This is a genomic window from Janthinobacterium sp. MP5059B (assembly GCF_001758645.1).
Lineage (GTDB): Bacteria > Pseudomonadota > Gammaproteobacteria > Burkholderiales > Burkholderiaceae_D > Janthinobacterium > Janthinobacterium lividum.
Genome location: NZ_LRHX01000022.1, coordinates 42137 through 55722, shown reverse-complemented (window position 1 = coordinate 55722; position 13586 = coordinate 42137). Strand labels below are relative to the sequence as shown.

Here is a 13586-nt window from a genome sequence, read left to right as displayed (position 1 = left end):
AATCCGTACTTGTTGTATTAAGGCAAAAAGAAACCGAATGTCTCTTCTGCAATAATTCAGGGTAAACACACTAAAAAGCGCCATCACTTATGCGGCTTTTACGCCGCAAACAATATAATACACGCTATTGTTGATTTTTGCGTAACTTAAAGCAAAATTGTGATAATTGAAGAGAATTGACGCACTTGGAATGTGCTAGAGGATAACTCAAATTGGAAAAATTTGCTGCACGTCATCAATTTTTACGATGAGCAACACCGCTATGCATGAGCCAGGCTATGGCCATGAGGGTGCTCAGGCGGGCCATTTCCGCTGATAAATGCCAGCCTTGCGCAGCCACACCGGCCGGGGTGGCAAGCGGGCAAGTGCCCGGAATGGCATCCACGCGGCACCAGGCCAGTTGCCGGCGGATTTCATCGGGCGGCGGCGGCGGCTGCAGCGCGCGTTCGCGCCGGCGCATATAGGCGCGTACCTGTTCCTTGCTGGGGTGACTCGTAGCTCGCATGGCTCGCTCCTGCTGACGGGAAACAACGTCACGCTCATTGTGGATGCCGAGCCCGCCACAAGAGCCCGGACGCGTGACGACATTGCTCACCATATCGCCAGCGTGCCATGGCACGTTTGCGCTGCATCAAATGGCCGGGCCCCGGCATTGCGCCGAAGCCCATGTTGCCTCACGGCCAGGCGGCCAGAAGCCCGGTGATCCGTTCTTATTTCTTTTGCTGGCGCACGCGCTGCTGCTGTTTTTCCTGCGTTTGCTGGCGATTCTGCTTGCGCTCGAACAAGGTGACCGCATCCTTCTTGGCTTGTTCGACGGTACGCATTTCTTCATGGGCATCGTGCGGGACAAAAAATTCGGCGTCCTGCGCCGCCACGACCAGCTTGATGGCGGCGTCGTCGTCGAGGTCATACAGTTCCGTCAGGACGGTGGTGACCTCGTCCAGGTATTCTTCGTAAGTGAGGGTGCTCATGCGGTATTCCTTAAGTGAATGGCGCACCGCCGGAACGGCGCGCTGCGCGCCGGCCCAGGAAAAGTGCGCAGATAACCGGCCATTTTACCCGATGCCGGCCCCGTCGGCAGACAGCGGCCGCAAGGCATCGGCCACGCGCGCGTAGCGCAGGCGCACGCCCAGCTCGCGCTTGATGCGCGTATTGTGCAGGCGGCGCGATTCGGACATGAATGACAACAGCATCGGCGTGACCACCTGCTGCAGTTCGGCACGCGGCAGGCGCGGCGGGCGCGGCAAGCCGAACGTGTCGGCCACGGCATCGAAATACTCCGCCATTTTGAGTTCGCTGTCATCGCTGGCGTGATACACGCGCCCCGGCTTGCCCCGCCACAAAGCCCGTTCGATGATGCGCGCCAGGTCATCGGCATGGATATGGTTGGTGTATACATCGTCATCCGCGGCCAGGGCTGGCGTGCCCTCGCGCAGGCGCTTCAGCGGCAGGCGGTCATCCGCATAGATGCCGGGCACGCGCAGGATGGCCACGCTGGCGCCGCGGCGCGCGCCCCAGCCGCGCAAGACCTGCTCGGCATCGACGCGCCGCTTCGCGCGCGCATTCGCCGGCGCCGTCGGCCGCGTCTCATCGACCCAGGCGCCGCCGCAATCGCCATACACGCCGCTGGTACTCACATACACCATGCGTGCGTGCTCGGGTAAAATGGCGGCCAGATTGCGCGTGCGCCGGTCCAGCAAGCCCGACGACCGGGGCGGCGCCAGGTGCACGATCATCGTCGCCAGTCCCGCCAGCCGTTTCAGGCTGGCGCGCTCGTCGAGGTTGGCCACGATGGGCACGGCGCCGGCCGCCCGCAGCTGCGCGCAGCGCGCCGGCTGGCTGGTGACGGCAAAGACGCGAAAGCGCGTACGCAGCAAGGGCAGCAACCGCATGCCGACGTCGCCGCAGCCCAGGATCAGCAGGCGCGGCAAGCCTGACGGCTTGCGCAAAGAGTGCATTAACATATTTTTCATCTCAAGGATTGTATGACTTTTCAAGTTACTGTTCAGCCCAGCGGCCACCAGTTCAGCTGCGAAGCGGACGAAACCGTGCTGGCGGCGGCGATACGCGCCGGCGTCGGCCTGCCGTATGGCTGTAAAAATGGCGCCTGCGGTTCCTGCAAGGGCAAAGTGCTTTCCGGCACCGTCCAGCACAAGGCGCACCAGCAGCGCGCCCTGACGCCGGAAGAGGAAGCGGCCGGCTTTTCCCTGTTCTGCTGCGCCACCACCAACGCCGACCTCGTCATCGAAGCGCGCGAAGTGGCGGGCAGCAGCGACTACCCGATCAAGAAAATGCCGTCGCGCGTGACCACCATCGAGAAAGTCGCGCCCGACGTCGTCGTGCTGACCCTGCAGTTGCCAGCCAGCGAGCGCCTCAACTACCGCGCCGGACAGTATATCGAAATCCTGTTACGCGACAACAAACGCCGCAGCTACAGCATGGCCAGCGCACCCGCCGATGGCGGCCCGATGACCCTGCACATCCGCCACCTGCCGGGCGGCCTGTTTACCGACCAGGTGTTTGGCAGCATGAAGGAGCGCGACATCTTGCGCTTCGAAGGCCCGATGGGCACTTTCTTCCTGCGCGAAGATTCCGACAAGCCCGTCGTGCTGCTGGCCTCGGGCACGGGCTTTGCTCCCTTGAAAGCCATCGTCGAGCACATGATCAACGAGCAATCCACGCGCCCGATCACCCTGTACTGGGGCGGCCGCCGTCCGCACGATCTGTACATGGATGCGCTGTGCCGCCAGTGGGCCGCCGACTTGCCGCAGTTCACCTATGTACCAGTCGTTTCGGACGCCTTGCCGGAAGACGCGTGGGAAGGCCGCACGGGCTTCGTGCACCAGGCCGTCATCGCCGACTTGCCCGACATGTCCGCGTATCAGGTGTATGCCTGCGGCGCGCCCGTGATGGTCGATGCGGCCCACCGCGACTTCGTGCAACTGTGCCAGCTGCCAGCCGACGAGTTCTACGCGGACGCCTTCACCACGGAAGCCGACCTGGCCAAGTAAGCATCCAGACAGCGGGGTGCTGCTGGCGCGGCATCCGCTGCCGCCACCCGCCTCACCCCGTCGTGTCCTGGAAAGTATTCATGTCTCTCGCCTCTGCCGGCAACGGCTTCAGTATCCTGCGTCACCGCAACTTCGCCTTTTATCTTTCCGCCCGCGTGCTGGGCACGGTGGCCGTGCAGATGCAAAGCGTGGCCATCGGCTGGCAGGTGTACCAGATCACGGGCAGCCTGTTCGACCTGGGCTTGATCGGCCTGGCGCAATTCGCGCCCTTCCTCGTATTGATTTTGCCTGCCGGCCACGTGGCCGACCGCTATAACCGCCGCAATATCATCGCCTGGTGCCTGGCGGCGCAGCTGGCGTGCGCGCTGGCCCTGCTGGCGTTCACCCTGAGCGGCCTGTCCATCGTCTGGCCCGTGTTTGCCGTGCTGGTGCTGTTCGGCAGCGCGCGCGCCTTCATGATGCCGGCCACGCAAGCCGTGCTGGTCAACATGGTGCCCACGCAACACTTCAGCCGCGCCGTGGCGCTCAGCTCGTCCAGTTCCCACGTGGCCATCATCCTGGGGCCTACCTTGGGCGGCTTGCTGTATTACTTCGGCCCCAAGGTGGTGTATCTGATCTCGTCCGCACTGCTGGTCGTGTCCGTCCTGCTGATGCGCGCCACCACGCCCGCGCCGCAAGTGGTCAAGCGCGAACCAGTCAGCTGGCATACCCTGCTCGAAGGCTTGCGCTTCGTCTGGTCGAAACCCATCGTACTGGGCGCCATTTCGCTCGACCTGTTTGCCGTGCTGTTCGGCGGCGCCACGGCGCTGCTGCCGGCGCTGGCGCACGACGTGCTGCATATCGGCCCCAGCGGCCTGGGCTTGCTGCGCACAGCGCCGGGGGCCGGCGCGGCCCTGTGCTCGATCGCGCTGGCCATCTTCCCCATCACGCGCCGCGTGGGCGCCTGGATGTTCGGCGGCGTGGCCGTCTTCGGCCTGGGCACCCTGGTGCTGGGCAGCACCAGCTATTTCCCGCTGGCGCTGGCGGCGCTGTTCCTGATGGGCGCCGGCGACATGGTCAGCGTCTACATCCGCCACCTGCTGGTGCAGTTCGAGACGCCGGACGAGATCCGCGGCCGGGTCAGCGCCGTGAATGCCGTCTTCATCGGCGCCTCGAACGAACTGGGCGAATTCGAATCGGGCCTGACGGCCGGCTGGTTCGGCCTGGTGCGCGCCGTGCTCTTCGGCGGCGCCGCCACCCTGGCCGTGACGGGCATCTGGGCCGTGATGTTCCCCGTGCTGTCGCGCATGGACCGCTTCCCCCACCACGAGAAGGAAGCGGCCGCCAGGACGGCCACCACGGCAAGCGCATAAGGTCTAAGATGCGCTATCGCCACTGACGAACCCGCACCATGAAAATCACGCTTCCGTTCCACGGCTTCATCCGCAGCCGCCCCCACCTGAGCATGGCCACGGCCATCGGCGTGGCGGCCGGCCTGCTGCTGCCCGCATCCTGGCAACAGATGACGCGTTTGCTGACGGCGTGGAACGTGGCCGTCTGGTTCTACCTGGCGACGATGGCCTGGATGATGATGCGCGCCAACCATCACAAGGTGAAAGCCATGGCGGCGCGCCAGGACGAGCGGGCGGCAACCGTCCTGTCGGCCCTGTCCGTCGCATCCGTGATGAGCCTGGTGGCCATCGTCTCGCAGCTGTCCTCGATGAAAGACATGGCGCCGGACGAGCGCGCGCTGCACTACGGCCTGACCATCCTCACCCTGGTGGGTTCCTGGTTCCTCGTCGGTACCCTGTTCTGCTTTCATTACGCCCACCTGTATTACCAGGCCGACCCCGCACTGCGCCCCCTGAAGTTTCCCGACGATGAGCAAGACCCCGATTACTGGGATTTCCTGTATTTCGCCTTCACCATCGCCGTGGCCGTGCAAACGTCGGACGTTTCCGTGCAGACGCGCATGATGCGGCAGATCGTGCTGGGACAATCCGTGCTGAGCTTTTTCTTCAACCTGGTCGTGCTGGGGCTGTCGATCAATATCGCGGCCGGTCTCATCAATGGCTGAGGGTAAATAATTTCGTAGCGGAAACTTGACCTGGCTGAAGGGTTAAGCCCATCTTAATCGTGCGCACCCTCTTGAAATACTGGAAAGAGGAGTAAGATAAGTTCCATGCACGAGGTCATGTGCATGAGGCAGCAACCAGGCCGCATCACGCCTGAGATGGGTTTTTTTTGAATTGACAGGAGTAAGCATATGCAAATCAATATTCATACCGACAGCACCATCGCCAACACCGCTGGACTGAACGAACATGTGCAATCCGTACTTGAAAGCGCACTGAACCGCTTCCGCGACAACCTGACCCGCATCGAAGTCCACATCAGCGATACGAATGGCCCGAAAGGCGGCGCCGACGATATCCGCTGCGTCATGGAAGCACGCGTTGCTGGCTATCAACCGATTGCCGTGACCGAACAGAACGCCACCGTGCATCAATCCGTTGCCGGCGCCACCGATAAACTGAAACGCGCCATCGATAGCGCCCTGGGCCGCCTGCAAGACAGCAAGCGCCACGCCACCGGCAAGAATGCCGTGATCGATACGGCCGAAGCGGAAGAAACCGCCGAGTAACTCCCCACCCGCAGGATTTCCAGAGACTGAGGCAGCCGTTCAAGGCTGCCTTTGCACATCTGCCCCGCCGTTCACGCGCGGCAACATCCATACTAAAACAGCAAGTGTTCCAGCGTATTAACGCGGCAATGAAATAATTGTCGTATTTCTCACAGTAAGTAACCTCAAGCAAGCCTTTGCCGTTACAGCCAAGGCTGCTTTACGCTATCATGAAGATACCGGCACCCTGCTCGCGCGCCGGCTTTTTGAAAGTGTGATTGTGGAACAGATCGGCAACTTCGGCGCTTCAGGCTGCAACATCGGCGATTTACAGCTATTTCGCGATGGGGCGGATAGCCAGACGGCTGCCATGCTGGCGCCCTGCCCCGTCATGCGCCTCGAAGCGGGCGAAGCCATTGCCGACACGCAAGGCGCCAGCCTGTACATCGTCCTGCGCGGTTCGCTGGCCGTGGCCGCCGACACCCACACGGGCATGGATGACGGCACCGTCAGCAAGGTCTTGCCCGGCGAAAGCGTGGGTGAACAATCGGTGCTCGATGAAGCGAGCAACCTGGCCGCCATTTCCGCCCTGGAAGAAACCGATTTGCTGGTGATCGATGCGGCCATCGTCTGGGAATTGATCGAACAGTCGAACGGCCTGGCGCGCAACCTGCTGCGGCTGCTGTCCTTCCGCATCCGCGCCGCCAACGCCCTGCTGCGCCGCCGGCAGAAACTGGGCGAATTCTACCGCCAGCTGTCGATGGTCGACAGCCTGACGGGCTTGTACAACCGCGCCTGGCTGACGGATTTATTGCCGAACATGATCGTCACGGCCCACGCCAGCGGCTCTCCGCTGTCGCTGGTGATGATCGACCTCGACCATTTCAAGCGCTTCAACGACACGCACGGCCACCAGGCTGGCGACCAGGCATTGCGCATCGCCGCGCAAGTGCTGGGCGCGGCCCTGCGGCCCACGGATTTTGCCGTGCGCTACGGTGGCGAGGAAATGATGGTGATCTTGCCCGATACCAACGAACACGTGGCCCTGCGGGTCGCCGAGCGCCTGTGCGAACGCATGCAGCTCGCCGTCATCTTCGCCGACATGCGCAGCGCGCTGCCGCACATCACGGGTTCCTTCGGCGTAGCCAGCCTGGCGGCCGAACAGGACGACCATGCGCTGATCGCCGCGGCCGACGCGGCGCTGTACCGGGCAAAAGCCGGCGGCCGCAATAGGGTCATGCTGTAGTTCAGGCAGCCTTGCTGTCGGCCGGCTTGCTCGCATCCGGCTTGGCGGCATCATCCTTCTTGCTACTGTGCGCGGCGATGAAGTCCGCATAGCCTTTCTGCACCAGTTCATACGTCTTGTCGATATTGCCGGCGATATCGCCATTCAGCACTTTCAAGCCGCCCAGGATATCGCGCGCTTCCTTGAAGCCTTTTTCCATGCCGCCGCTGATGGTGTCCATGAACTTGCTCAGGGCCGTATCGTCGTCCATGCCGGGATTCTGTTTCTTGAACGCATCAAAAAACCCCGTCGACAGCGATACAATGCGGCTCGCCGTCGCTTCGGCGCTGTTATCCTGCGAAGCCGCGTTCTGGATCGCGTCTTCGCCGTACTGGCCCTTCAGCGCTTCATTGATGTTGGTGATGGCCGTCTTGTACAGCAGCGCCAGCGGTTCGTTCTCGGAACCGATCGACACGTTCAGCGACGCCTGCATGATGGACGCGTTCAATTGCAGCTTGGTGCGGTCGTTAACGCTCATTTCAGTGTTGACGCCGTCCTTTTGCTGGACTTTATCGTCCTTGCCGGCAACGCCCGTACTGACGGAAGTCACGGAAGGGGTGGAATTGCCGCTTGCGGCGATGGGAATTGACACGATAGACCTCCTTGAACAGGCAATGTATGCCACCATGCGGGAAACGCGATGATGACCATCCTCTCGTGTAGTATCGGCAGGTTTTCAGAAAACTGTAGCAGCGGCCCTTTCACGGGCCCGGATAACCCATCAAGTAACGACCATCAATGACTAACCAGACCTTTCTTTGGCACGACTACGAAACCTTTGGCGCCCAGCCGCGCCGCGACCGCCCGGCCCAGTTCGCCGCCATCCGCACGGATGCAGACCTCAACGAGATCGGCGAACCGATCATGCTGTATTGCCAGCCTGCCAATGATTTCCTGCCCGACCCGCAATCGTGCCTGATCACGGGCATCACGCCGCAGCAATGTCTGCAGCTGGGCGTACCCGAACACCAGTTCGCCGCCACCGTCGAAGCGGCCTTTTCGGAACCGGGCACCATCGGCGTGGGCTACAACACCATCCGTTTCGACGATGAAGTCACGCGTTTCCTGTTCTGGCGCAACCTGATCGATCCATATGCGCGCGAATGGAAAAACCATTGCGGCCGCTGGGACATCCTCGACGTCGTGCGCATGACGCACGCGCTGCGCCCGGAAGGCATCGAATGGCCGAAGCGCGACGATGGCCAGACCAGTTTCAGGCTGGAACACTTGAGCAAGGCCAATGGCCTGGCCCACGAAGCGGCGCACGATGCGCTGTCCGACGTGCGCGCCACCATCGCCCTGGCGCGCCTGATCAAGGAAAAACAGCCGAAACTGTTCGAATTCTGCCTGGCCCTGCACAAGAAGGACAGGGTCGCCAGCGAAATGGGCATGCACCTGGCCGCCAGCGAGCGCCAGCCTTTCCTGCACGTGTCCGGCATGTTCCCCGCCGAACGGGGCTGCCTGGGCGTCGTCTGGCCGCTGGCCACGCATCCGAGCAATAAAAACGAAATCCTCGTCTGGGATTGCGCCTACGATCCGCGCGAACTGTTCGCCCTGGACGCGGACACCATCCGCACGCGTTTATTTACGCGCAAGGACGCCATGCCGGAAGGCATGACGCGCCTGCCCGTGAAAAGCGTGCACCTGAACAAGTCGCCCATGCTGGTCGGCAATCTGAAAACCCTGTCGCCGGCCATGGCCGCGCAATGGGGCATCGATCTGGACGCGGCGAAGGTCAACGCGCAGCTGGCCGCCACGGCGCCGAACATGGATGCCATCTGGGCCGAAGTGTTCCAGCGCCCGGGCGCGAATGTCGCGCTGGACGTGGATGAAGATTTGTACAATGGTTTCGTCAGCAACGACGACCGCCGCCTGCTCGAATCACTGCGCCGCGACACGCCGGCCAAGCTGGCCACGGCCCGCCCTTCGTTTGCCGACGAGCGCCTGCAGGAACTGCTGTTCCGCTACCGCGCCCGCAATTTCCCGCAAACCCTGAGCGAAGCGGAAAGCCTGCGCTGGGAGCAGCACCGCGCTGCCCGCCTGTTCGACGGCGACGGCGGCGCCCGCACCATCGAAATGCTGTTTACGGAAATCGACGTGCTGTCAGAATCCGTGGATGAGCGTGGCGAGGAAATTCTGGGGGAGTTGTACGATTACGTGGAGATGGTGGCGCCCATGCGCGACTGAAAGTCGGGTAGGTCGGATTAGCGAAGCGTAATCCGACAAGTGCCGACGACGACTCATGTCGGCTTACGCCATGCGGCCAAGCCGACCTACCAATGAAAAATGCCGGGCTAGCCCGGCATTTTTTATGCATGCAACTTAAACCGAACGATGCGCATTGATCGCATCGCGCGTCTCGATCGCCACGCGGCGCGCCGCGTCGGCGTAGTCTTCGCCAGCCTGCGGCGTGGCATAGATGATGGCGCGCGAAGAGCTGATCATCATGCCCATGCCGTTGGCCGTCTGGCCCGCGCCGACCGTGGCGGCAATGTCTCCGCCCTGGGCGCCGATGCCGGGCACCAGCAGTGGCATGTCGCCGACGATGGCGCGCACCTGCGCCAGTTCTTCAGGGAAGGTGGCGCCGACAACGAGCGCGCACTGGCCATTCTTGTTCCATTTGTCGGCCACCAGGCGCGCCACGCGCTGGTACAAGGGCACGCCATCCGTGTCGAGGAATTGCAGGTCCGAGCCGCCCGGGTTCGAGGTGCGGCACAGGATGATCACGCCGCGGTCTTGCCACGCCAGGTAGGGATCGAGCGAATCCTCGCCCATGTACGGGTTCACGGTGACGGCGTCGGCGCCGTAGCGCTCGAACGCTTCGCGCGCGTACTGCGTGGCCGTCGCGCCGATGTCGCCCCGTTTCGCGTCGAGGATCAGCGGGATGTGCGGATAGTTTTCGCGCACGTAGCGGCAGATGTCTTCCAGCTGCTTTTCCGCGCCCAGCGCGCCAAAATACGCGATCTGCGGTTTGAAGGCGCAGGCCAGGTCGGCCGTGGCATCGATGATGCGCGTGCAAAAGGTGGTGATTCCATCAGGCAGATCGCGCAGTTCGGCCGGCAGTTTCGCCAGGTCGGGGTCCAGGCCCACGCACAGCAGGGAATTATTGGCCGTCCACGCGGCGGATAATTTATTGATGAAATTCACGGCACACCTTCTCTATATTCAGTTGCAAACCCCGTATTGTAACGCGGCGCGGCGTTGCCACGGCGTGGCAACGCGGTCAGACGCGGCGGCCAGCGCTTATTAAACCGACATCCCTGGCCGTTTCAGGTATATTTGCCTCACCTCCCTTACTCTGCACGGAACCCATCATGCAAATCACCAATCAATTCACCAAATGGCTGCGCCTGGCACTGAGCGTCACCGTCCTGGCCGGCGTCCTGACGGGCTGCGGCTACAACGACTTCCAGAGCAAGGATGAAGCCACCAAGGCAGCCTGGGGCGAAGTGGTCAACCAGTACCAGCGCCGCGCCGACCTGATCCCCAACCTGGTCAACACCGTCAAGGGCTATGCGACGCACGAGCGCGAAACCCTGGAAGCGGTGACCAAGGCGCGCGCCGCCGCCACCAGTTTCCAGATCACGCCCGAAGTGCTGAACGACCCGGCCGCCTTCGAGAAATTCCAGCAGGTACAGGGCCAGCTGTCGTCTGCCCTGTCGCGCCTGATGGTGGTGTCCGAGAAATACCCGGACTTGAAGGCCGACACCAGCTTCCGCGACTTGCAGTCGCAGCTGGAAGGCACGGAAAACCGCATCACCGTGGCGCGCCAGCGTTACATCGTGGCCGTACAGGATTACAACGTGCATGCGCGCAGCTTCCCGAACAACCTGACGGCCATGGTCTTCGGCTACAAGGTCAAGCCATCGTTCACGGTGGAAAATGAAAAAGCCATCTCGACCGCACCGACCGTCAACTTCGGCAAATAAGATGAAAGCCTGGTCTTATCTGGCGGCGCTGGCGACGGCGCTGCTGCTGTGGACGATGCCGCCAGCCGGCGCACAGGGCTTGCAGCCCGTGCCGCCGCTGGCCGCGCGCGTGACGGATGACGCCGGCATGCTGGACGCCAAGCAAAAGGCGGCGCTGGAAGGCGTGCTGGCCGATTACGAAGCCAAGACGGGCAGCCAGATCGCCGTGCTGCTGGTCAAGAGCACGGAACCGGAAGCGATCGAGCAATACAGCATCCGCGTGACGGATGCCTGGAAGCTGGGCCGCAAGGGCGTCGATGACGGCGTGCTGCTGATGGTGGCAAAGGACAACCCGTCGTCGCTGCGCCGCCTGCGCATCGAGGCGGGCCGCGGCGTGCAGGGCGTGCTGACGGATGCGCAATCGAAACGCATCCTGCAAGACGTGATCGCGCCGCATTTCAAGCAGAATGATTATTACGGCGGCCTGGTGGCCGGCGTGGGGTCGATTGCCACCCTGCTGAACCAGGAGCAATTCCCCGCCCCGGCACAGCAGAAAGCGCCGGCGACCGTGGAAGCGGGCGGCATGACCTTCTGGCTGCCGCTGCTGTTCTTCGGCTTCCTCGTCGTGCTGACCCTGTTCCGCTCGCGCGGCGGGCCGACGCGGCTGCAGCGCGGCAGCAACTGGTCCAGCGGTGCCACCGGCGTCGTGCTGGGCAGCATTTTGAGCCAGGCGCTGAACAACCGCGGCGGCGGCGGAGGCTTCGGCGGCGGTGGTGGTTTTGGCGGTGGCGGTGGCGGCGGTGGTTTCGGTGGTGGCGGCGGCGGTTTTGACGGCGGCGGCGCCTCGGGAGATTGGTAATGACGAAACAACTGACATTCGGACAGCGCTGCGGACGGGCCTTGAAACATTTGCGGGGCACGCCGGCGACGGCGCGCCAGGCATTTCCGGAACGCACCCTGAAAGCCATCGAGACAGCGATTGCCGACGGTGAAGCGATGCACCAGGCGGAAGTGCGCCTGATCGTCGAAGCGGCCCTGACGCCGGGCATGGCGTACCAGGGCGTGAGCAACCGCGAGCGGGCGCGCGAACTGTTCGCCCAGTATGGCGTGTGGGATACGGAAGACAACGTTGGCGTACTGATCTATATCAACCTGGCCGAGCACCAGGTCGATATCGTCGCTGACCGCAACGTGGGCCGGCGCGTCACGCCGGAACAATGGCAAGCCGTGTGCCGCACCATGACCAAAGGCTTCAAGGACGGCAATTACCACGACAGCACGCTGGATGCCTTGCAGCAGCTGAATACCTTGTTGCAAAGCCACTTCCCTGCCGATGGCACGCGCGGCAACCAGTTGCCAAACGAACCCATCCTCCTCTGATTCCCGTCCAGGGATTAAAATCTGCCCATTGCCGCGCGGGCCGGTGGCCCGGGCAGCGGCCCCTATTACCGCCGAGGAGCATACATGAGACTGATCAATAAAACCGCCATCGTCACGGGCGCCACGCAAGGCATCGGCCTGGCTTGCGCCACCCGCCTGATCGCCGAAGGGGCGCAAGTGATGCTGGTCGACATCAAGGAAGAAGGCGCACAGGCGGCCGCCGCCCTCGGCCCGCAGGCGCGCTTCTTTTGCGCCGACGTCAGCCAGAAGGCGGACGTGGATGCCATGCTGAAGGAAACCCTGGCCCAGTTCGGCCACATCGATATCCTCGTCAACAATGCGGGCGTCACGCACGCGGCCGATTTCCTCGACGTCTGCGAAGACGATTTCGACCGGGTCATGCGCATCAACCTGAAATCGATGTTCCTGTGCGGCCAGGCCGTGGCGCGCGAAATGGTCAAGCGCAATACTGGCTGCATCATCAACATGTCCAGCGTGAATGCGGAACTGGCGATCCCGAACCAGGTACCGTACGTGGTGTCGAAGGGCGCCATCAACCAGCTGACCAAGGTCATGGCCTTGAACCTGGCCTCGCATGGCGTGCGCGTGAACGGCATCGGGCCAGGCACCATCCTGACGGAACTGGCCAAGCAGGCAGTGCTGTCGAGCCCGGAGGCGCGCCACACGATCCTGTCGCGCACGCCGCTGGGCCGCTGCGGCGAACCGGAAGAAGTGGCTGGCATCGCCGCCTTCCTGGCCAGCGACGACGCCACCTACATGACGGGCCAGACCATCTATGTCGATGGCGGACGCATGGCGCTCAACTACACGGTGGCCGTGAAGGAATGAAGGCAGCGACAGGCAGAACTACAGGCAGTTATATCAAAAAACGATAATGGTTATCTGAAAAGACCATTAGACACATATCGTGCGACGCAGCATAATGCACCTGTCTCCACTATTCTCCTCCAAGAAAATAGTTTTAAGCCCGCTTTCACCAGCGGGCTTTTTTTTGCTATCACTGCTGAAACATGGCCATTCTTGCCATGACAGACGTTCTTCACTGTCCTTCTGCTCGTCGCAAAAAAATGTTGCGGCGTGTCATCAGCCCGTCATCTTCGCCCCCTATACTTGCTTCATCTGCTGTACAGGCAACCGATATGCCTGACTACAGACAGGTGTGCCGCGATGGCACACCACTCCCCTTTCATGACCGTGGCGGGCGCCGGCAAGGCGCGCGACATGGTGAGTACCGAGCAACTCTCAACTCTTGACCCATTTCATTTGGGTTTTTGGCCCGCCTCCCCGCGGGCCTTTTTTTGCCTGCACGGCAAGCTCTTGCGCAAAAACATGGCGGCCCGCCATGCCCATGATATTGTGACGGCCTTTCCACCTGTCCT

15 protein-coding genes are annotated in these 13586 nt (G+C 62.4%); 10 read left to right on the top strand and 5 right to left on the bottom strand.

Features of this window, described 5'->3' with window-relative positions; genetic code table 11:
• Positions 1-235: 235 nt before the first annotated feature.
• The 3 genes from JAB1_RS29065 to JAB1_RS26115 form a co-directional block, all read right to left on the bottom strand.
• Positions 236-505 carry a hypothetical protein gene (locus JAB1_RS29065; protein WP_139179352.1) on the bottom strand — a complete coding sequence of 90 codons (270 nt, stop codon included), beginning with the start codon at positions 503-505 and terminating at the stop codon, positions 236-238.
• A gap of 205 nt (positions 506-710) precedes the next feature.
• Positions 711-971: a hypothetical protein gene (locus tag JAB1_RS26120; RefSeq protein ID WP_034781738.1), complete on the bottom strand. Its 261-nt coding sequence runs from the start codon at positions 969-971 to the stop codon at positions 711-713.
• Between the two features lie 84 nt (positions 972-1055).
• Positions 1056-1973 (bottom strand): SDR family oxidoreductase, encoded by a 918-nt coding sequence (locus tag JAB1_RS26115; RefSeq protein WP_070282475.1) that lies wholly within the window; start codon positions 1971-1973, stop codon positions 1056-1058.
• 12 nt (positions 1974-1985) lie between these two features.
• On the opposite strand from JAB1_RS26115, the gene JAB1_RS26110 reads away from it, so the two are divergent.
• The 5 genes from JAB1_RS26110 (at position 1986) to JAB1_RS26090 (ending at position 6859) form a co-directional block, all read left to right on the top strand.
• Complete coding sequence (locus tag JAB1_RS26110) at positions 1986-3011, top strand: CDP-6-deoxy-delta-3,4-glucoseen reductase (RefSeq protein ID WP_070282473.1); 1026 nt, start codon at positions 1986-1988, stop codon at positions 3009-3011.
• 80 nt (positions 3012-3091) lie between these two features.
• Positions 3092-4363 carry an MFS transporter gene (locus JAB1_RS26105; RefSeq protein WP_034781732.1) on the top strand — a complete coding sequence of 424 codons (1272 nt, stop codon included), beginning with the start codon at positions 3092-3094 and terminating at the stop codon, positions 4361-4363.
• Between the two features lie 38 nt (positions 4364-4401).
• Positions 4402-5067, top strand: coding sequence for a DUF1345 domain-containing protein (locus JAB1_RS26100; protein WP_070282471.1), 666 nt, complete (start codon positions 4402-4404; stop codon positions 5065-5067).
• A 189-nt stretch (positions 5068-5256) separates the two neighbouring features.
• Complete coding sequence (locus tag JAB1_RS26095) at positions 5257-5634, top strand: HPF/RaiA family ribosome-associated protein (protein ID WP_034781728.1); 378 nt, start codon at positions 5257-5259, stop codon at positions 5632-5634.
• 259 nt (positions 5635-5893) lie between these two features.
• Positions 5894-6859, top strand: coding sequence for a GGDEF domain-containing protein (locus tag JAB1_RS26090; protein ID WP_070257586.1), 966 nt, complete (start codon positions 5894-5896; stop codon positions 6857-6859).
• A gap of 1 nt (position 6860) precedes the next feature.
• On the opposite strand, the gene JAB1_RS26085 is transcribed toward JAB1_RS26090, so the two are convergent.
• Positions 6861-7490 carry a DUF5610 domain-containing protein gene (locus JAB1_RS26085; RefSeq protein ID WP_070282469.1) on the bottom strand — a complete coding sequence of 210 codons (630 nt, stop codon included), beginning with the start codon at positions 7488-7490 and terminating at the stop codon, positions 6861-6863.
• A gap of 146 nt (positions 7491-7636) precedes the next feature.
• On the opposite strand from JAB1_RS26085, the gene sbcB reads away from it, so the two are divergent.
• Positions 7637-9085 (top strand): exodeoxyribonuclease I, encoded by a 1449-nt coding sequence (gene sbcB / locus JAB1_RS26080; RefSeq protein WP_070282467.1) that lies wholly within the window; start codon positions 7637-7639, stop codon positions 9083-9085.
• A gap of 135 nt (positions 9086-9220) precedes the next feature.
• On the opposite strand, the gene pyrF is transcribed toward sbcB, so the two are convergent.
• Positions 9221-10045 (bottom strand): orotidine-5'-phosphate decarboxylase, encoded by an 825-nt coding sequence (pyrF, locus tag JAB1_RS26075; RefSeq protein WP_034781724.1) that lies wholly within the window; start codon positions 10043-10045, stop codon positions 9221-9223.
• A gap of 167 nt (positions 10046-10212) precedes the next feature.
• On the opposite strand from pyrF, the gene JAB1_RS26070 reads away from it, so the two are divergent.
• From JAB1_RS26070 to JAB1_RS26055, 4 genes are all read left to right on the top strand, one after another.
• Entirely contained in the window at positions 10213-10827 is a 615-nt protein-coding gene (locus JAB1_RS26070; RefSeq protein ID WP_034781723.1) for a LemA family protein, read from the top strand.
• A 1-nt stretch (position 10828) separates the two neighbouring features.
• Entirely contained in the window at positions 10829-11665 is an 837-nt protein-coding gene (locus JAB1_RS26065) for a TPM domain-containing protein (protein ID WP_070282465.1), read from the top strand.
• A complete protein-coding gene (locus JAB1_RS26060) occupies positions 11665-12186 on the top strand; it encodes a TPM domain-containing protein (RefSeq protein ID WP_070282463.1) in 522 nt (173 codons plus the stop codon). The genes JAB1_RS26065 and JAB1_RS26060 overlap by 1 nt, the downstream gene beginning before the upstream one ends.
• Positions 12187-12270: 84 nt before the next feature.
• Positions 12271-13035, top strand: coding sequence for an SDR family oxidoreductase (locus JAB1_RS26055; RefSeq protein ID WP_070282461.1), 765 nt, complete (start codon positions 12271-12273; stop codon positions 13033-13035).
• The last annotated feature ends 551 nt before the right edge of the window (positions 13036-13586 follow it).